General features: G+C 45.3%; 17 protein-coding genes. 13 read left to right on the plus strand and 4 right to left on the minus strand.

The genetic code is table 11. From position 1 onward, the window contains the following. The first annotated feature begins 15 nt into the window (after positions 1–15). On the plus strand, positions 16–501 hold the full coding sequence (locus EHO57_RS09935) for a YHS domain-containing (seleno)protein (RefSeq protein WP_246050631.1): 486 nt from the start codon (positions 16–18) through the stop codon (positions 499–501). Here the strand turns inward: EHO57_RS09935 and EHO57_RS09940 are convergent. Continuing rightward, a complete protein-coding gene (locus tag EHO57_RS09940) occupies positions 498–1,403 on the minus strand; it encodes a DnaJ domain-containing protein (protein WP_135645182.1) in 906 nt (301 codons plus the stop codon). The genes EHO57_RS09935 and EHO57_RS09940 overlap by 4 nt on opposite strands. A 110-nt stretch (positions 1,404–1,513) precedes the next feature. Between EHO57_RS09940 and EHO57_RS09945 the strand changes: the two genes are divergently transcribed. Genes EHO57_RS09945 through EHO57_RS09965 form a run of 5 tightly spaced genes read left to right on the plus strand, consistent with a single transcriptional unit; the run spans position 1,514 to position 6,887 of the window. Beyond that, positions 1,514–3,376, plus strand: a complete 1,863-nt coding sequence (locus tag EHO57_RS09945) for a carbon starvation CstA family protein (RefSeq protein WP_135645180.1) — start codon at positions 1,514–1,516, stop codon at positions 3,374–3,376. Then, complete coding sequence (locus tag EHO57_RS09950; RefSeq protein ID WP_135645178.1) at positions 3,373–3,924, plus strand: NUDIX hydrolase; 552 nt, start codon at positions 3,373–3,375, stop codon at positions 3,922–3,924. The genes EHO57_RS09945 and EHO57_RS09950 overlap by 4 nt, the downstream gene beginning before the upstream one ends. A gap of 47 nt (positions 3,925–3,971) precedes the next feature. Then, positions 3,972–5,744: a fibronectin-binding adhesin Lsa66 gene (gene lsa66 / locus EHO57_RS09955; RefSeq protein WP_135645176.1), complete on the plus strand. Its 1,773-nt coding sequence runs from the start codon at positions 3,972–3,974 to the stop codon at positions 5,742–5,744. Between the two features lie 2 nt (positions 5,745–5,746). Next, positions 5,747–6,496: an NRDE family protein gene (locus EHO57_RS09960; protein ID WP_135645174.1), complete on the plus strand. Its 750-nt coding sequence runs from the start codon at positions 5,747–5,749 to the stop codon at positions 6,494–6,496. A gap of 7 nt (positions 6,497–6,503) precedes the next feature. Continuing rightward, positions 6,504–6,887 carry a PilZ domain-containing protein gene (locus EHO57_RS09965; RefSeq protein ID WP_135645172.1) on the plus strand — a complete coding sequence of 128 codons (384 nt, stop codon included), beginning with the start codon at positions 6,504–6,506 and terminating at the stop codon, positions 6,885–6,887. A gap of 22 nt (positions 6,888–6,909) precedes the next feature. On the opposite strand, the gene EHO57_RS09970 is transcribed toward EHO57_RS09965, so the two are convergent. Beyond that, positions 6,910–8,022 carry a hypothetical protein gene (locus tag EHO57_RS09970; RefSeq protein WP_135645170.1) on the minus strand — a complete coding sequence of 371 codons (1,113 nt, stop codon included), beginning with the start codon at positions 8,020–8,022 and terminating at the stop codon, positions 6,910–6,912. A 181-nt stretch (positions 8,023–8,203) separates the two neighbouring features. Further along, positions 8,204–8,593 carry a Cu(I)-responsive transcriptional regulator gene (gene cueR / locus EHO57_RS09975; protein ID WP_135645168.1) on the minus strand — a complete coding sequence of 130 codons (390 nt, stop codon included), beginning with the start codon at positions 8,591–8,593 and terminating at the stop codon, positions 8,204–8,206. A 141-nt stretch (positions 8,594–8,734) separates the two neighbouring features. Here cueR and EHO57_RS09980 point away from each other — a divergent pair, with 141 nt between their 5' ends. The 7 genes from EHO57_RS09980 to EHO57_RS10010 all read left to right on the plus strand — a co-directional run bounded on the left by EHO57_RS09980 (position 8,735) and on the right by EHO57_RS10010 (position 16,690). Beyond that, a complete protein-coding gene (locus EHO57_RS09980) occupies positions 8,735–8,941 on the plus strand; it encodes a heavy-metal-associated domain-containing protein (RefSeq protein ID WP_135645165.1) in 207 nt (68 codons plus the stop codon). Between the two features lie 86 nt (positions 8,942–9,027). Next, positions 9,028–11,319, plus strand: coding sequence for a heavy metal translocating P-type ATPase (locus EHO57_RS09985; RefSeq protein ID WP_135645163.1), 2,292 nt, complete (start codon positions 9,028–9,030; stop codon positions 11,317–11,319). A gap of 76 nt (positions 11,320–11,395) precedes the next feature. Continuing rightward, positions 11,396–12,238 carry an adhesin OmpL37 family surface protein gene (locus EHO57_RS09990; RefSeq protein ID WP_135645161.1) on the plus strand — a complete coding sequence of 281 codons (843 nt, stop codon included), beginning with the start codon at positions 11,396–11,398 and terminating at the stop codon, positions 12,236–12,238. Between the two features lie 75 nt (positions 12,239–12,313). Beyond that, positions 12,314–14,296, plus strand: coding sequence for a DUF4178 domain-containing protein (locus tag EHO57_RS09995; protein ID WP_135645159.1), 1,983 nt, complete (start codon positions 12,314–12,316; stop codon positions 14,294–14,296). 11 nt (positions 14,297–14,307) lie between these two features. Then, positions 14,308–14,505 carry a hypothetical protein gene (locus EHO57_RS10000; RefSeq protein ID WP_135645157.1) on the plus strand — a complete coding sequence of 66 codons (198 nt, stop codon included), beginning with the start codon at positions 14,308–14,310 and terminating at the stop codon, positions 14,503–14,505. 1 nt (position 14,506) lies between these two features. Then, complete coding sequence (locus EHO57_RS10005; protein ID WP_135645486.1) at positions 14,507–16,006, plus strand: polyamine aminopropyltransferase; 1,500 nt, start codon at positions 14,507–14,509, stop codon at positions 16,004–16,006. Between the two features lie 297 nt (positions 16,007–16,303). Then, positions 16,304–16,690, plus strand: coding sequence for a hypothetical protein (locus EHO57_RS10010; protein ID WP_135645155.1), 387 nt, complete (start codon positions 16,304–16,306; stop codon positions 16,688–16,690). Here EHO57_RS10010 and EHO57_RS10015 read toward each other — a convergent pair. After that, positions 16,665–18,575: a SpoIIE family protein phosphatase gene (locus EHO57_RS10015; RefSeq protein ID WP_246050632.1), complete on the minus strand. Its 1,911-nt coding sequence runs from the start codon at positions 18,573–18,575 to the stop codon at positions 16,665–16,667. The genes EHO57_RS10010 and EHO57_RS10015 overlap by 26 nt on opposite strands. Positions 18,576–18,698: the final 123 nt, after the last annotated feature.

Genomic DNA, 18,698 nt, shown 5'->3' on the forward strand with positions numbered 1-18,698 from the left:
ATGTAACCTGATTCGATGAGAACCGAATTAGGATACATGAACAAGTTGTATTTTTTGATCGGTTTGATTTTACTCTCGGTGGGCTGCGCCGGAAGACAGGTCTCAGATCCTGTGTTTACAGCGGACGGAAAGATTGCGATCCGCGGTTACGATCCTGTGGCCTATTTTACGGAATCCAAACCGAAAGAAGGCGACTCCAAATTCAGCCTAAACTGGAAAGGAGCCGAGTGGAAATTCTCTTCAAAGAAGAATATGGAGATCTTTAGCAAGAATCCGGAAAACTACGCTCCTCAGTATGGCGGTTATTGCGCGTATGCGATGAGGGATGGAGAAACATACGAGATAGATCCTAAGGCTTGGAAGATCGTATCCGGTAAACTATATCTGAACTATAACGAAAAAGTGAACGGTTTCTGGGAGAGAGATATACCGGGCAATATTGCCAAGGCCGACGCCCAATGGAAGGTCCTTCCTAAAAAGGAAACGAATACTCGTCCTTAACGAGCGTCTTTCATAATTAGGAAATTGTACGAAGCGATGATCTTCTGTGTCATCTCTAGGCCGTCCTTGTTTACGTCCGGATGATATTTTTTGATCATCTCTTTGTATTTATTCTTTAATTCGGATTTGCTATAGTCTTCGGATAGACCCAGAAATTCGCGATGCTCTCTGGTTTCCGCATCTTCATAGAAGGTTCCCGATCCGAACCTTCGACCATGATGGTGTTTCTTTCTCTTCTTTTCCTTTTCTTCCTTCCTGAACCTTCCGAAGATCTCGTAATACGCCCTGTCCCGATATTCGGAAGTGATCTGTCGAATCGGGAATAATTTGGTGTTCAGTACCTGAAAGAAATAGGATCTCAGGAATACGTCCGCGCCATAGTCCGAGGAAAAAGACTTAATTTCCAAAAATTCCGCGATCCCGTTATCCACCAATCTTTGAAGATCGAATTTATCGTCGAAATAGGAATCGAACGCGTCCTCAAATCGTTTGGTAGAAGAAATCAGAAGGAGAAGCAACTCCTTGTCGAGCTCATGTCTGTCCAGTTTGGAAAGAACGATCTCTTTTAAGAAGGTGCGGAACTCATCCAAGTACACATCGTCGAAATAGACCCCTGCTCTCGCAAATTCCAAGGCAAGACCCTCGATCTTCAATACCTTCTCCAATAAAAGGATCAGCATATCTGCCTGGCTTTGATTGAATCCCTGAGAACCTCTAGAAGAATATTCTCTTTCGGAGCGAAGAGTATAGAGCAGCTTGAAATAATCCTCTCTTCGGATCTCCAAGATCTCGATCAGTTTGTCGGACGAAATAAACCACTCGCAATCCGTACTAGAAGATTGTAGCTCAAAAAGTATGTCTTCTAATGAAGACCTGACTTGATCGAAACTGCGGGTAGTCAAAAGAAAGATCCTATACTACTTTAGACCCTGGGCACTAAACCGAGTTTGTCCACCTATTTTCCCAATAAAAAAGATTTGATGGGGACTGGCTTAAACGAGATTCTTCCCACATGTTACCCCTGATCACTGTTCTCGGTTGTTTCCTTCTCTATTTCCTAGGTTACAAGTTTTACTCGGGATATTTATCCAAATCCATCTTCCAACTGAAAGACACGAGAGGGGATACTCCGGCTCATAAATTCAACGACGGTGTGGATTATCTTCCTACAAAACCCGCCGTTCTATTCGGTCACCATTATGCGTCCATTGCGGGACTCGCTCCCATCCTTGGGCCTGCGGTTGCGGTGATTTGGGGCTGGCTGCCTGCTATGCTTTGGGTGGTCCTTGGCGGGATTTTCGTAGGTTGTGTGCACGACTTCGGGGCCATCGTGGTTTCCATTCGCAACCAAGGAAAATCCATCGGGCAAGTGGCTCAGGATCTCCTCGGACCAAGAGCGAGAAGTCTCTTCCATGCGATCATTTTCTTTTTAGTGGCGCTAGCCATGGGAGTATTCGTCATCGTTCTTGCGGAAATGTTTTCTGCGGACCCAAAGGCAAAATTGGCTCCGGTCCCTTCTCCTACTAAGATAGAACAAACGGAAGCGAAACTTCCGAGTATTCAGGAACATACTCATCCTACGGAAGTGAGAGTGGAGACTTCTTCTTCTCCTATTGAGCTCAGAAGTCACTTTCCGGAAGCAGTGATCCCTACAGCAGGGATCATGATCTTTGCTCTATTGGTGGGTTGGCTTCATTATAAAAAAGGAATGAATCTTGGACCTCTGACATTCGTGTCCGTGGCGCTTACTCTTGTGGTCATGATCTTGGGAATGAACGATTCCATTCTCTCTTGGACCGGTCTGAACGATACTGCCAGGTCTCCCGGAGTCCCACTCTGGAAGATCATCTTGCTTGCATACGCATTCCTGGCTTCTGTCACTCCGGTTTGGCTTCTTTTACAGAGCAGGGACTATATTAACTCTTTCTTATTGTATTTGGGGATCATCGCCATCTATCTAGGTTTCTTTAAGGGAAGCTTGTTCGGAGAATTCTCTTCCTTTAACGCGGAAGCGATCCGCGCAGAAAAGGTGGATATGGATATTATTCCGTTCGTGTTCATCACGATCGCATGCGGTGCGGTTTCGGGTTTCCATGCCTTGGTCAGTTCCGGGACCACCGCTAAGCAATTGGACAGAGAGATCGATGCGAGAGCCATCGGTTACGGAGCCATGATCGGCGAATCCCTATTAGGCCTGACTTCCGTTGTAGCCTGTACCATCGGATTCGCTTCCGCTGCAGAATGGTCTTCCTTCTATAAATCCTGGTCCGGAATTCAGGGACTAGCTCCTTCCGTTGGAGCCTATATCTACGGAACGGGAAGATTTATCTCCCAATTGGGTTTTGACCAAGGTTTTGCGCAAGGATTCATTGCATTAGTTGTTGTAAGCTTTGCCTTGACTTCTTTGGATTCTGCGACAAGATTATTAAGATATAATATAGAAGAGATCGCGGACAGCATTAACTCGGAATTCATAAAGAAGGTCTTGGGAAATCGATATGTTTCCAGTATCCTGGCCTGCGTAGCGATCGGGTTCTTCGCCTTCTTGCAAATCGACCAAGGAGGAAAGAAGACCACGGCAGGATTGGCTCTTTGGAAACTTTTCGGGACCACAAACCAACTCTTGGCGGGACTCTCTCTCTTGGTAGTCACGATCTATCTTCTCTATTCTAAAAGAAAGACTTGGACTAGTTTCTTACCTATGATATTCGTACTTACCGCAACTCTATGGGCCATGGTAGTCAACTTTTACGATTTCTTATTTTCCAAATCGCCTAGCTATTTATTGGCAGGAGTCGGAGGAGTCTTGATCTTCTTAGCGATTTGGCTCTTGGTAGAAGCGGTTCTCGCCTGGAGAAGGTTTTCTAAGGCATGAAATTCTGTAGCGTTTGCGGCTTCGAAGTAGTTCAGAAAATTCCGGAAGGGGACAGTCTTACTCGATACGTTTGTGAGAACTGCGGCACCATACATTACCAGAACCCTAAGGTGATCGTAGGAACCATCCCCGTTTGGGAAGGAAAGATACTTCTCTGCAAACGCGCCATCGAGCCTCGCAAGGGATATTGGACTCTTCCGGCCGGTTTCTTAGAAAATAGAGAAACGGTCGAAGAAGGAGCCTCCAGAGAAACGGAAGAAGAAGCAAACGCGAAGATAAACATAGTTCGATTGCATTCCGTCTATAGCATTCCTCATATCAGCCAAGTGTACATGTTCTTCTTGGCAAATTTGGTGGACGGAACCTTCTCCGTAAGCTCCGAGTCGGAAGAAGTAAAATTATTTCTACCGGAAGAGATCCCTTGGGATGAACTCGCTTTTGCTTCCGTGACCTATGCCTTAAAACGATTCACTGAAAGATCGGACATTCCGGAAACAGGGATCCATCTAGGCTCTATCCGAAATCGAAAAATGGAAGGCAAACCCTAAGAAAGAAAATGCGGTGCATTTTTTTCGCGAAGGAATTTTCTGGGAGCATGCTCGGAAAACTTTTGCCGTATCTCTTACTCTTAGGGATCTTTTTCTCTCAATCCCTGGCGGCAAATTCCTTGATCACTACGGAATCCGGAACCTTCTCCCCGAATTGGGATGGAAACTCGGACTTCATGAAATTCAAGATCCAAACTTCTTCCTTGCCTAAATTGCAAGATTGGGAACTGACCATACGAAGTGCTTCCGGCGAGACCGTTCGTAAATTCGAAGCAGGCAAGCTCAGAAAGAAAGGATTCACTCTTTTTTCTGACGAGAATGAGTTCGCTCCGGAGGATATCTATCTTCCTTCTTCATTGGAATGGAACGGAGAGAATGAAACGGGCGATCCTGTTGCAGACGGATATTATACATACCAACTTCTTCTTCTGACAGCAAACAAAGAAAAGATCCTATCCGAAGAAGCGACCTTCTATTTGGATGCGAAAGCTCCCAAGGTAGAAGCGAATTGTAAGACCAAACTACTGCTCGCCGATGACAGGAATCTCGCAAAGATCTTCATCCAACAAAAAGCTGCCGGTGAATCCACGGATATGTTCGTAGGAGAATTCCTGGATGCCGAAGGAAGATCCATTAAGTCCTATTCTTGGAGAACCAAAGACCTTCCCTTCCAACTCGTATGGGATGGGACGGATTCAAACGGAAAAATGGTCTCTCCCGGATTGTATTCTTATAAACTCACAGGAAGGGATGCCGCCGGGAATGAATCCTCGGATAAGGTGGAAAATCTTACCGTCAAGAACGAATCTATCGGAGTGGATCTGAACACGGACGGAGAGCTTTTTCCTGCGAACCCTTCCAATCCCTTGAATCATATTAAATTTTCTGCATTTACTTCTTCCAAGCTCAAATCGGATTCCTATGAATGGGAGATCTTTAAGAATAAACCGGACGAGGAGAATTTGGTATATTCCCAAAAAGGTCTAGGGGAACCCTCTGGAGAATGGATTTGGGAACCCAAGAATAAGGAAGGCAAAAGCCTGGATGCGGGAACGTACTACTACCGACTGACAGTGTTTAGCCGCTACGATAAGTATCTTAGCTTCCCGAAAAAGTTCGTTCTCTCCGAAGAAGTCCCGAAATTCTCCTATGACGTATTTCCGAATGGACTTACCCCGGACGGAGATTGGCAAAAAGACATATTAGAGATCCATTTTAGATCCAAAAATCTCCCTCTTTCCTCCTGGAAGATCAGCATCCTCGAATCCTTTGGAGAAGAGGACAATAAGGAAGAAAGAACCGTTCGTTCCTGGTCCGGACAAGGCAACGGGCCCGAGAAATTGATCTGGTACGGTCTGGACGAGCAAGGCAGAAGGATCGGCTCCCTCGCGCCGATCCGAGTCATCCTCTCTTACAAAGATATATTTGGCGAAGAAGGAGACGTAACCTTAGGCAGTCTCCAAACGGATATATTGATAGTGAAGGAAAAAGAAGGATTCAGATGTTCCATCCCCAATCGGATCTACGAGGATAGATGGTGGACCCTTCCTTCTAGAATGAAATCCGTTCTTTCCAAATTCCCAGGTTACAAAGTAGAACTACAGTATCATACTTCTCATAGAGGGGACGACGAATACAATCTGAGATTCTCCGAGGAGAAGGTAAGAAAGATCTTCCGTTCCTTGTTCGGGAAAGATTATGAATTCGGTCGCTACAGATTCAGAGGATATGGAGAGACTCTTCCTCTTGTCCCAGGAAACGGATCGTACGAAGTGGATCGGAACGAGAGGATCGATTTCTTCCTGAGCATAGGAAAATAATCATGTGCACTGCCATAATTTACCGGGACCCAAGTAGAGAGATTATAGGGGTCGGATTTAATCGGGACGAATCCTTTAAAAGAGCGCCTGCACTTTTCCCTCGCCTCATCGAGTCACCAAACAATGGTAAGGCGATCGCTCCCATTGACGGAGAAGCGGGAGGCACATGGATAGGAGTCTCTCAAAGCGGGGAAATTATCTGCTTATTGAATTACTATGAGGCCACTCTCAAACTTCTTCGCAATCCGGTAAGCAGAGGATTGCTTGTTCGCTCCGTTCTGCTAGGAGAAAGAACTCCGGAATCCTATATGGACCAAGAGTTAGAAAAATATTATCCGTTTAAACTCTTCCGGATCAGCAAAGAAAGAACCATGATCTATATCTGGGACGGCAAAACCTACGAGATCGAAGAAGACCACGAAAGCTACGCAGTGTTCGGAAGCTCCTTCACCCAAGGGCCCAAGGCTCAGGTCTCTCGCAGAGAAGTATTCGATAAGAATTTTCGACCGAAAGAAATGCCGGACGTGCAAGGATTCGTGAAACTGGCCAAGGAATTCCTGATCTCCCACCTACCGGAGCAAGGTGCTCTGTCGCCCTGCATGCACAGAAGGGACGCGCACTCCGTTTCCAGGACGGTGATCTCGGTAAACAAAGGCTCAGTGTACTTCTCATACAAGAACTCCCAGCCTTGCGAAGAGGGGACAGAAGAAGATTACAATTTCACTTTGACTGAATTTCGAACTTCTGCATGATTGCCTTATGGCGGGCACCAATTCCCTTTTCGACGATAAATACGAATACCGGGATCCTTCTCAGCAGAAAAGGAAGAATGCTCGTGTCAAGATCACTATCGACGGGGATTTCGTAGTCAAAGGAAAGACCCAAAGATTCCCAGTCTTCATCGTGGACATAGGAACCGGAGGAGCCGGGATAGAGACCCGCACTTCCGTATTCGAAGGAGACAGGATCCTACTCTACGGGATCGTCAACGGAAAGAACATGGAACTCGAGTCCGAAGTCATCCGTGTCTCCGGTAAAAAAGCAAACGTGATCTTTATTAATCTGTCGGACGAGGACAGAGATTTGATCCAAGACCTCATCCATAAAAAATTCTTCGATAAGGACAAGAAGCCTCTAGGCTGAGGCAAGAATTGCCCTCGCATTTCTAAGGTGCCGTTACTGTAAACGGGATCTGCGTGCAGCTTTGTTCCTCACCCGGTACACCGGATTCTCTTGGCACATAGTCCGCCAAACAAGAAATAACCATATAATTTCCTTCCGGGAGAGAAGAGACACTTACACTCAATTCACCAGGAGAAAAATTGAGCTGGCTTGCCACTTCTTCGAATTGGTTATTCGCCAACTCCCGCAAAACCACCCAATTATAAAGACGTAAAGACTCTCCTTCCGGATCCGTACTTGCTGACGCATCAAATCGTATAGCCTGAGTGCTATTCGGAGAATTCGGAACAATATTAAGATTTATGGAAGGAGCACCGTTTCCATTGATCCGTACGTCGAAAATGGGAGTTAGATAACTATTGGTTGCCTCATCGGTAAAACGTAACGGATTCTCAAATCCATCTAAAGCATGTACTTGCAAGGCATAATGACCTGGAACATCCGGAACAAAATTTTGGATAGAAGCTCCAGTATTCGGAGGAGGAACAGTCGATCCTTCAGGCGCAGCCAATACACTCCATTTAAAACTCATAACGTCATTTTCGGGATCTGTACTTCCGCTCATATCCAAGGACACGGAGGCACCTAAAAATACCGGATTAGAAATATTCGCGATGACCGCATGCGGGGCTTGGTTCATAGTTCCTTGCACGATAATAAATCCGCGAGCAACACAGCTATGCCCTCCATTCTTCTCGGTACAAAGTTTTATATAATGAACTCCAGGAAAATAGGGAGAAAAGGAATAACATTCATCTGCAGTCTGAAATCCTTTCACATATCTCTCAAACGAGACACCTGGATAAGAATCACCTGCAAAGAAATCCCAATCAGGAAGTATTAAATTCGGGCGGGTAGATCGATCCAAAATAATGGATTGGCCCAACTGCAAAACCTGTATGTCGGATTCGGGAGGCAAGGGATCAGTGAATAACTTTAAAGTAGTTCCCGTACAAGAACTAGGTGCGATCGCATTCTCTCTATTATTCTCAATTCCCAAAATAGCCAATAAGGAAGAGGAATCGTTTGATTGTCCGGAACAAGACAAGAACAATAGCGCTAAAGATGCGCCAAATAGGGTTTTCTTTTTTACCAAGATTCTCAAGGAAGAAAAGTGCAACATTAGTTCGAAATATATCTTCATTCACTTTCATAAACAGTTTTCGAATGTCTTCTTTTCCAATTCGCAAAAAAATATATATAAGTTTGCTAAACTAACAAACGTTATCTGCCTTGTTTGATTTAGTTTGCAAGAGAAAGTAAATTTTATTCTATGTTCAGCCCTTCTCCAACTCTTCCAAGATAGGACATTCCGGTCTATGATCCCCATGACAATGCTTTACTAAATGCAGTAGAGTATTTCTCATTGCTTGTAATTCAGAGATCTTCATTTCTAACTCTTTCACGTGAGAAGAAGCTAAGGACTTCACTTGTGCGCTTGCTCTGGATCTGTTTCTCCAAAGACCGACTAACTGCTTGATTTCCGGCAAGGAAAATCCGAGATTTCTTGCTCTCTTGATGAACTTCAGAGTATGAGCATCGTTCTCGGAATATACTCTGTATCCGGATCCACTCCTTCCTGCCTTAGGGATCAATCCTATGGATTCATAATGCCTGACTAATTTCGCGTTCACTCCGGATAATTTAGCGATCTCCCCTATATTCATGTTTTTATAACCTTCTAATTATTGGAATGTTTGAGGATATTTACTCATTTTTTGATAAATGTCTAATATTTTTTAGGATTAGGCGCTTGACCTTCCTATTATTGGAAGGTTTAGAATAGAAATATAGAAAGGAGATCCAAAATGTACGAGATGAAACTATCCGGAATGACCTGCGATCATTGCGTAAAAACAGTCACCAAAGCGATCCAGTCTATCGCACCGGAGAGCAAACCGATCGTGGATTTACATTCACAAACCGCTCGCTTCGAAACCGAAAAAGATATTTCTTCTCTTCCTGAGATCATCAAGGAAGAAGGTTACGAAGTCCTTTCGATCAACAAAGCATGAGTTAGAATGACAAAAGCATTCTTTCCCAACTCTCAGAGAATCTTTTGTTATAAAGTAATATCCGCGAATGTGCAAGCGAGGACGAAATGATCACAGATACAAATCAAAGCCAACCGATTCCTTCTTCGGAAAAACCATCGGAGATCACATTGGATCTATTCGGCATGACCTGCACCAATTGTGCGAGAAGAATTGAGACCGGCCTCGGGAAAGTCCCGGGAGTAGAAGAGGCCAGGGTTAATTTCGCAAGGGAAACCGCTTTTGTTCGATTCAAACACGATCTAGATCCAAAGTCGCTGATCTCTCGGGTGGAATCCTTGGGTTATACTGCGGCAGAACATTCCCAAACGAACTCTAAGCAAGCCAATTCACTTCATGAAGAAGAAAGAAGGAAACTTAGGTTCAGGTTCTTTGCCTCCTTGGTTTTTTCTTTGCCGCTGCTTTATACGATGGTTTCCCATTTTGAATTTCTTAGCTTCTTACCGAATTCTAAATTCCTAATGCATCCTTGGGTGCAATTCCTGCTTGCAACTCCGGTACAGTTTTGGATCGGTTTTCCTTTCTACAAGAGTGCGTTTCGTGCCTTAAAGAATGGAGCCGCGAATATGGATGTATTGGTGGCGCTCGGGACCAGCGCCGCATACGGATACAGTCTTGCGATGAGTATTGTATTCGGAATGAAAAACGGGGATCTTCTCTTTTCTTCAGCTTGGGAACATTCGGCTCATTCCGCCTTACCACCGTTATACTATGAGACTTCTGCAGTACTATTAAGCTTTTTACTTCTGGGAAAATGGATGGAGTCTTTAGCAAAAGGAAAAAGTTCTTCCGCAATCCAAGCATTGCTTTCCTTAAAACCGGAAACCGCTTGGGTGAAGAAGGATGAGAATTGGACAGAACTTCCTTCCGAATACGTTCGAAAAGGAGACATGCTTCAGATCAAACCGGGAGAAAGAGTCCCCGTGGACGGGATCGTTACCGAGGGATTTAGCTCTGTCAACGAGTCCATGCTTACCGGAGAGAGCATGCCGGTCGATAAGAAGTCGGATGATACCGTTTTAGGCGGAACAGTCAACGGAAACGGAGTACTGATCGTTCGCGCAACTTCGGTAGGTTCCGATACAGTCTTATCTTCTATCATCAAAACGGTAGAAGACGCGCAAGCCTCCAGGGCTCCCATCCAAAAGATTGCGGATCGGATCTCTGCTTTCTTTGTACCCGCAGTGATCGGGATCTCCTTCTTCAATTTTCTACTCTGGTTTATATTCTTGGAGCCAGGCATCATAGGCTCGGCATTGGAGAAGTCGATCGCTATCTTAGTGATCGCTTGTCCTTGCGCCTTGGGTCTCGCTACTCCGATCTCTATCTTAGTAGGAACAGGGAGAGCTGCGAGTCACGGAATTCTGTTTAGGAACGCGGAGGCATTAGAATCTTCTTCTAATCTGGATGTGATCGCATTCGATAAGACTGGCACGATCACAGAGGGAAACCCGTACGTTACCGCCTATCAAACATTAGGCGAAGAAAAAACCGTACTCGTCGCGGCAGCTTCGGTAGAAGCTTCTTCTTCTCATCCATTAGCAAAGGCAATCGTTCAATTCGTAAAAGAAAAGGGCCACTCCCTACAATCAGTGCAAGATCTCAATACGGAGCCCGGACAAGGAGTGATCGCAAAAGTAAACGGCTCCTCTCTCATGATCGGAAAAGAAGAATATATAGCTTCTAAATCCGCCTTGCCGGAGCAGCTGGTCTCTCGTTCTTCTTCTTGGAAAGAAACAGGAAAGACTATTGTTTGGGCCAAACTGGATCAGGGATCCAACCCTAGTTGGATCATCTTTGCGATCGAGGATAAGATCAAAGAGAATGCGAAGTCTTCTCTAGAAAAACTAAAAGATCTAGGACTAAAGACCATTCTCCTAACAGGAGATAACGCGTTAGTCGCTAAGTCTGTCTCTTCTCAAGTGGGAATAGACGCGTATCATTCTTCTCTTCTTCCAAAAGATAAGGCGGATATCATTTCCTCCATGCAAGCAAGCGGTAAAAAGGTGGGAATGGTAGGTGACGGGTTAAACGACTCCCCCGCCCTTGCAAAAGCAGACGTGGGTTTTGGGATGGGAACCGGAACAGACGTCGCGATGGAGACTTCTGGAGTCATTCTGATGAAAGGTGACTTGGAAAAGATCTACGATTCTCTCCGGATCGCAAAGGCTACGACCAGAAATATTCGCCAAAACTTCTTCTGGGCTCTTGCTTATAATACGATCGGGATCCCGATCGCTGCTGCAGGCCTTCTAGCCCCTTGGATTGCAGGCGCAATGATGGCCTTCAGCTCCGTGTCTGTGGTGCTAAATGCCCTTCGTCTGAAAAAGCCGACATAAGAACGCAAAAGGTTAAGCTTCTTTTATCTTATAATGGGGTTCAATTTGGACCCCTAGTATTTCCGAAAATTCTAATATGAGAAGTTCGGTACGGATCTATTTTTTTGCTGCGATCCTTTTAGTCTTTTTCGTATCCCCGACCGGGATCGTAAAGGCGGACTTGGACAGTAACCGTGCCACCGCTCTCATCCGTGTGGAAAGAGGACTTAAGCAGAACGAATTCCATCTCAAAGCGATCAATAGTACGATCTCTAATTACGGAAGCGAAGAAGACAGGGCACTCTATCGCAGATGTTTGCAGCATCACATAGAGACTTTCACTTTGTATCTTCAATTCGATCTAGCTCATTCTTATGATGAGATGAGACAGACCCAAAGACTACTCGTGGTTTTATATTCCAGAGTCGTCGAATCTTCCGCTATGGTGGTCCGCAGAGAGCTGGATTACCTTGCCAAATACGCGCTTAGGACCCAAGACGCGGAGGCAAGACATCATTTGGAAATGGGTTATCGAGAATTCGGCGCATCAAACCAAAAAAAGGTCATCGCATTGAATCATCGCCCAAATCTTCCCGGCATCAAGACGCAATATCTTTACGAGTCTCTGAAATTGCTCAAACAATCCAGAGAATACGTTACCCTTCTTTCATTGAAGTTCCTCTCCGATTTCGAACCCGATCTGCGAAGCTCCGAGTTCGAAGAGATCTATAACGAGATTAACAGGGCAATGTTCACAAAATCGGATCATTATGCAAAAATCCACTTTGACAATCATTTCGTTATCTATAACGCGGAGAATCTCTACGAATCGACTTGGCAGAATCCGGGGTTACAGGAATTGGAAAAGGCCCTTGGAGATATCGATCCTGCATCGGATCGAGCAAGAAGAATGGCCAAGAGATCCATGACCTCTCCGTAGATTTTAGGAAATTTCTTTTTATACGAACAAAACCCGGATTGACAGAGTTCGGGAGCGAATATATCCCCTTTCTTTGTGCCGGAACTAAGTTGCCCTAACTGCGGAGCCCCCGTACCCATCCAAAACAAAGCGTCCGTGTACGCCGTTTGTTCCAGTTGTAAGACCATCTCCGTAAAGAAAGACGCGAATCTGGAAAAGATGGGATTGGCGGGAGAACTCGCAGACGACCATTCTATCGTTCAGATCGGGACAGAAGGAAATTACAAAGGAAAACACTTCCGAGTTTTAGGTAGGATCCAGCTCAAATTCGAATTGGGGTTCTGGAACGAGTGGCATGTAGCAGAAGGAGACGGATCTTCCGCTTGGTTAGGAGAGGCCCAGGGCAGTTATTATTATACAAAATTGCAAACCGATATTCCCCGAGAGCAGATCCCTCAGCTCGAGACCGGCGACTCGGGTGAGATCGACGTCTACAGCGTAACTAAGGAAGGCAATCGAAGGGAAAGACTTCGCCCTGGAGACGATTTCAGCCTAGGCAAAGAAGAATGGACCTTAAAGGAGATCATGACCGCCACTTGCGTGAGCGGAGAAGGTGAACTTCCCGTAAGTTTCGAGACGGGTTACACCGCTCCTCTCTTAGATCTTGCAAACGGTGAGGGCTTGTTTGGGACCTTGGATTATTCGGAGAGCCCGGCGTTACTATTCTCCGGAAGCTTTGCGAGCTTAGAAGAATTACATTTAACGAATATACGGCAAGAAGAAGTCGCCTACAACCAAACTCCCGTCCCCGCCAGATCCATACAATGTATGGGATGCGGAGCCTCTCTCAGCCAATTGAGCCCCGGTTTCTCCAAGTCCATTGCCTGCGAATATTGCGGAACCGTAATGGATTCGGAAAGAGAAGAACTGAAGATCATAGGAAAGTTCGAAGAAGTTTCCAAGAAGGATATTCGCCTTCCTTTGGGAACAAAGGTAACGCTTCCAAAACTCCCCGAGTCCCAGGTAATCGGTATATTAAAGAAATCTACCGAGATAGACGGAGAGACCTATACTTGGACGGATTATCTACTTAGATACCAAGGTGGATATTCTTGGCTGAACGAGAACGGGGATAACTGGACTTATTTCGAGCCCTTACCTGGAATTCCAAAGTGGTCTGCCGGGCTAAAGCGAGTCTTCGATAAGAAAGCATACAAATGGTTTAGCACTTCCGATTCCAAAACGGATCTCGCACTCGGCGAATTCTATTGGAAAGTAAGTGCGGGAGAAAAGGCGGAGATTGAGGATTATATCGCTCCTCCGAATATGATCTCTTCCGAAAAGACGAACCAAGAGATCTTCTGGTCCAAGGGAACCTTCATCCCTTTCAATGTGATGAGGAAATCACTGCCCTTGGACGTGGCCTCTACATTACAAAAACCGGAAATAGTTGGGGTCTGCGAACCGAATCCGTTCAAGATCCGTTTTAAACGGAATTTCTGGGTGGCTCTCGTCTTGACGATCGTGTTCCTCGGTTTCCAGATCAACGGATGTGCTAAGGCAAAAAACCTGACGGTATTTAAGGGAAGTTTCAAATATACGCAAACTTCCACACAAAATACGGATATCGGATCTCCCAATTTTCACGACAATTCCTTTGTAACGGATGTATTCGAGATCCCCGGAGATCCTTCCGATAACGTGGAGATCCAGATCGAGGCTCCTAACCTGGACAATCGATATTTATATTTTTCCACCGCTTTGATCAACGTGGATACGGACACCGCCTACGATATTGGAATGGAAACCAGTTATTATCACGGAGTCGACGACGGAGAATCCTGGTCAGAAGGGTCAAAATCGGACTCTAAAGCGTTAGCCGAAATTCCTCCCGGTAAATACTATCTCCGCTTAGAGAGCCAGTCGGATTACCTTCCCGGGACCGGATCGGAATATAAGGTGACTGTGCTCAGGGATGTGATGAGTGTCGCTCCTTTCTTTCTGTTCTCTATCTTCCTTTGGCTTCCCTTGATCTATACGTATTTCAGAAGCTATCTATTCGAATCTAGGCGAGAATAAAGAGGTATCAAATGGATTTTTTAAAGGGATTGGTCTATCCGATTTTCGCCGCGAGCATGGCTTTCGGTTTCTTTGCGAATTATAGACTCGGAGGAGCCTCGGACGATTTCGAAGAGATCAATCAAGTACCGAAAACGGTCCGACAGAACCCGGGCATCTATCGCTCTCACTACTCTTGGTTCACTCGAAATTTTCCGGGAGGAAAATAAACTGCAGAGAGCCTTACTCGTATCCGTCTTAATTCTTTCCTCTTGCGGTTTAGTGTATGAGTTACTCGCAGGAACCGTCGCAAGCTATCTACTAGGAGAAACAGTTACACAATTCTCTCTCGTGATCGGGGTCTATTTATTCTCTATGGGAATAGGAAGTTGGCTTTCCCGTTACCTATTAGAGGACCTGATCCCCAAATTCCTGGATGTGGAACTCGCCTTAGGGTTACTAGGCGGATTTAGCGCAACTATCCTATTCTTAAGTTTCGGGCAGACCAGGATCTTTCAGATCCCCTTATTTACGATCGTGGTGGCGGTAGGCACTCTGGTAGGAATGGAGATTCCGCTTCTGCTTCGTATCCTGAAGAATAAATTAGGATTTCGTGATATGGTTTCCAAGGTACTCAGCTTGGACTATGCCGGAGCCTTATTGGCCTCACTCGCTTTTCCTATCTTCTTCGCGCCCAAATTGGGAATGGTACGAACCTCCCTATTCTTCGGACTCTTGAATGCGGGCACAGCACTTTGGGGGACATTTGTTCTTCCTTTAGCCGACCGCCAGAAAAATCTCCTGAGAGCAAAGTCCGCCATAGTGTTGACCCTTCTCGGATTAGGTTTCGCTTTCTCCGAAATGATCACATTCTATAGCGAAGAGAATCTATTCTCCGATGAGATCATTTACTCTAAACAAACCAATTTCCAGAAGATCGTAGTCACAAAGTATAAGAGCGAGCTTAGATTATTCTTAAACGGCCATTTGCAATTCAGTTCCAGGGACGAATATAGATATCATGAGACCTTGGTGCATCCGGCCCTTCTCTCGCATCCGAACCCGAAACGAATATTAGTATTGGGCGGAGGCGACGGATTAGCTGTCCGGGAGATTCTCAAACATCCAGGTATAGAAAGTATCACCCTGGTCGATCTAGATCCTGAAATGACCCGTATCTTTACAGAGCAGCCGATCCTCAGTCAGATCAACGGATCAAGTTTGAAAGACCCTAAGGTAAGAGTGCAGAATGCGGACGCATTTCTCTGGTTGGATGAATCGGACTCCGTATACGACGTAGTGCTCATCGACTTTCCTGACCCCAGCAATTTTTCCATAGGTAAACTGTACAGCACCGCTTTCTACAGAAACTTAAAGAGAAGGTTAAACAGATTCTCTGTTGTAGAGATCCAATCCACTTCTCCTTTATTTGCCAGAATGTCCTTTTGGTGTGTAGAGGCCACTTTGAGAGAGGCAGGCTTTACCACCAAAGCATTGCATGTGTACGTACCTTCCTTCGGAGAATGGGGATTTATCATGGGAGGATTGGAGAAACTTCCTTCTTATCGGAAGGCTCTTCCAGTAGGATTAAAATTCCTGAATGAAACCGAACTCAAATCCCTCTCCGAATTCCCGGAAGATATGTCCAAGGTCCCTGTAGAACCGAATCGATTGGATAACCAAAGCTTAGTTCGCTACTACGACCAAGAATGGAACAGACTTCTGGATTGATGCGACGCTTATGCGCTTTCCTTCTGCAAATAATGACTAAGCCAAAAGTGAAAATTATACTTTCCGATCAAAAAATAAATGTGAGAAAAATGAATAATGTATCGTTCATTCAATCTCTATAGTAAATTATATTTTGTGAATATGAAATCAGCCTTTCGAACGCTTCCATAAGAATAAGTTCCCGAAAATTAGATACTGAGATTATTTTTCAATCTCGATTCCCTTACAGAAATTCCGAGAAAGAACTTTTCATCTCTTCGAAAGGGCCAAGAATGGGGAAAAAGAGGTCTTTAATAAATGAACCGTGCCTTAGGATATATTCTAACGAGTCTCGTTCTTCTCACAAGCTTTGGAGTTTCTTTCGCACAAACTGCGACAACCGAAACCACTCTCCACGATTTTATGGAAGATTATACCGACCCCATCGCAAAAAAGGCAAAGAAAGGGGACAAGGCAGCTCAGGCGGCCTTAGAAAGGATCCTAAAAGAAGTTCCTAATTACGCTCTAGATGATCAAAAGGCAAGATGGAAAGAGATCGGCGAAACTGCTATTGCTAAAGGAGATCTTCAGTCTTCTTGCAAAAGCTGTCACAAGGAATATAAGAGAGAATACAAGAAGAGCTACAGAAAACGCCCGATCCAAGTCTCAAACGAGCTGATCAGTTTCTTGAAAGGTTCGAAGTAACTTCTATTTTTCCTTTGTCCTCGGGGACCGGAAGATAATCCAAGATGAGTAAGGTTATATCGTCTTCGAAATGTTTTCGGTTCCCCGCAAAGGTTCTCACAGTGGAGAATAGCATCTCCGCCAATTCTTCTCCCGAAGTCCCTATATGCTCGCCGAGTAATTTATAGAATCGTTGAAAACCGAAGATCTCTCCCGAAGGACTTCTGGCTTCCGTGATCCCGTCCGTATATATGATCAGCCTATCCCCGGGCTTCATCTCGAAGTTTACCACTGAGTTCTTCAAATTAGGATCCATTCCCATGATCCATCCAGGCAGATAGATCTCTTTCGTTTCTCCGGAATTTCTAGAAATTGCCACGATTGGCGGATGACCCGCATTCGAATACGAAACATTGCCGGTTTCCAGATCCACGAGCAGATAAGCTGCGGTGATGAAATGTTTTCCGTACTTCCCGCTTAAGGATCGATTGATACTACGAAGTACTTCAGCAGGATCCTCGTTCTTTCTGGATTCGATCGAGAATGCAAGCTTCACCATGGAAGAAATGATCGCAGCAGGAACGCCGTGTCCGGAAACATCTGAAAGAAAGATCCCGAGCTTTCCGGTTTCCAAATATTGGAAATCGTAGAAGTCTCCTCCTACTGAACTTGCAAACTCGCTTCGGACGGAAAGCTTCAAGTTCTTAACTTCGGGAACTCGGTCCGGAAGAATGGACTCTTGCAACTCTCTTGCGATCTTCAACTCTTGTTCAATTTCGGTTAACTTGAGAAGGTTTTCATAATTCTCCAATCTTGCCTGGAGGGAATCCTTCTCTAAAGTCTTGATTCGATCCGCCAATGCGAAGGAAAGAAGGGTCATCTCCACCAAGGAACCGAATTGAGCCGACCAATGAGTCACATAGGTATCCGGGATCCAGGAAAGGTTCCTCAGAGAAGTGATCAGAACGGAAACGATAAGCACGGACCATGCCAAAAGAAAGTATCTGGCAGGACGATATCCTTTTTTCAATCGAAGGGCGGCAGCATACACTACCAATAAGGCGGCCAAGAACGGATACCAAGATACAGCACGGATCATGATCCCGTAGATACCCATGAACAAGGAAGCAAAGAATCCTAAGAATGCAAACGCGGCCAATATTAGAAAAGCTGAATTCTTCCAACCTGTTTCCCTTTCCATATGAAGAAAGGACCTAGTAAATAAAAGGGAAAACGCAACGGACAAGAACGCAAATCCAGTCAGATAATCGTTCCAAGAAGTTGCACTCGTATGCACCAGATATTGAGAACCGATCCCCGTAACCGAAAGCTGCCAAAGGGCATAGAATAACAGATAGAAAACGTAGAAGAAATAACTGGAATCCTTCACCACGAAAGCGAGAAAGATATTGTAGACCAGCATGATCCCGATCGCACCGAAGAACACTCCTAATAGAAGGTTCTCCATCTGGATATGAGCCGCGAATTCTTTGGGAGCCCAGGCCTGGAAATTGAAGACCACGGATCTTCTGCTCGATGCGGAAACCAAAAATTCCTCTTCGCGATTGGGTGGAGTCTCAATCAGGAAGGCCTGCTGGATATAGGACATTCTCAGATCTCGCGAAAGCTCGGCCCAGACGATACCTTCGGCCCTGTACGTCTTCTTGTATACGGTGAGATTTTCCATTCCTGGATTATTCAGAACGAAGTACCACGAGATGGTCCCTTCTTTCGGCGGGGACTGCACCTTAAACCGAACGAAGAATTCGTTATCGGTGAAGCTGAGAGAAAGACTGTCCTTAGGGATCCTGTCCCAAGTACCTTCTTGCAAGTCTCCCAACGTTTTCTTTTCTCCAGGTTGGACGGTACGGAGAAGCATGTACTTGTTCAGAGGAACTCCAAACATGCTACCGGTGATCGGGAATACAGGGAGGCTCTCTTCTGAGAATAACGAACCCAATGGAAGGGCTAGTAGCAGAAGAAAGGATATTGAATTCCGAATTTTCCGGAAAGAATCCACCGAAAATCT

Origin of the sequence: Leptospira langatensis (assembly GCF_004770615.1) — a bacterium.
GTDB lineage: Bacteria > Spirochaetota > Leptospiria > Leptospirales > Leptospiraceae > Leptospira_B > Leptospira_B langatensis.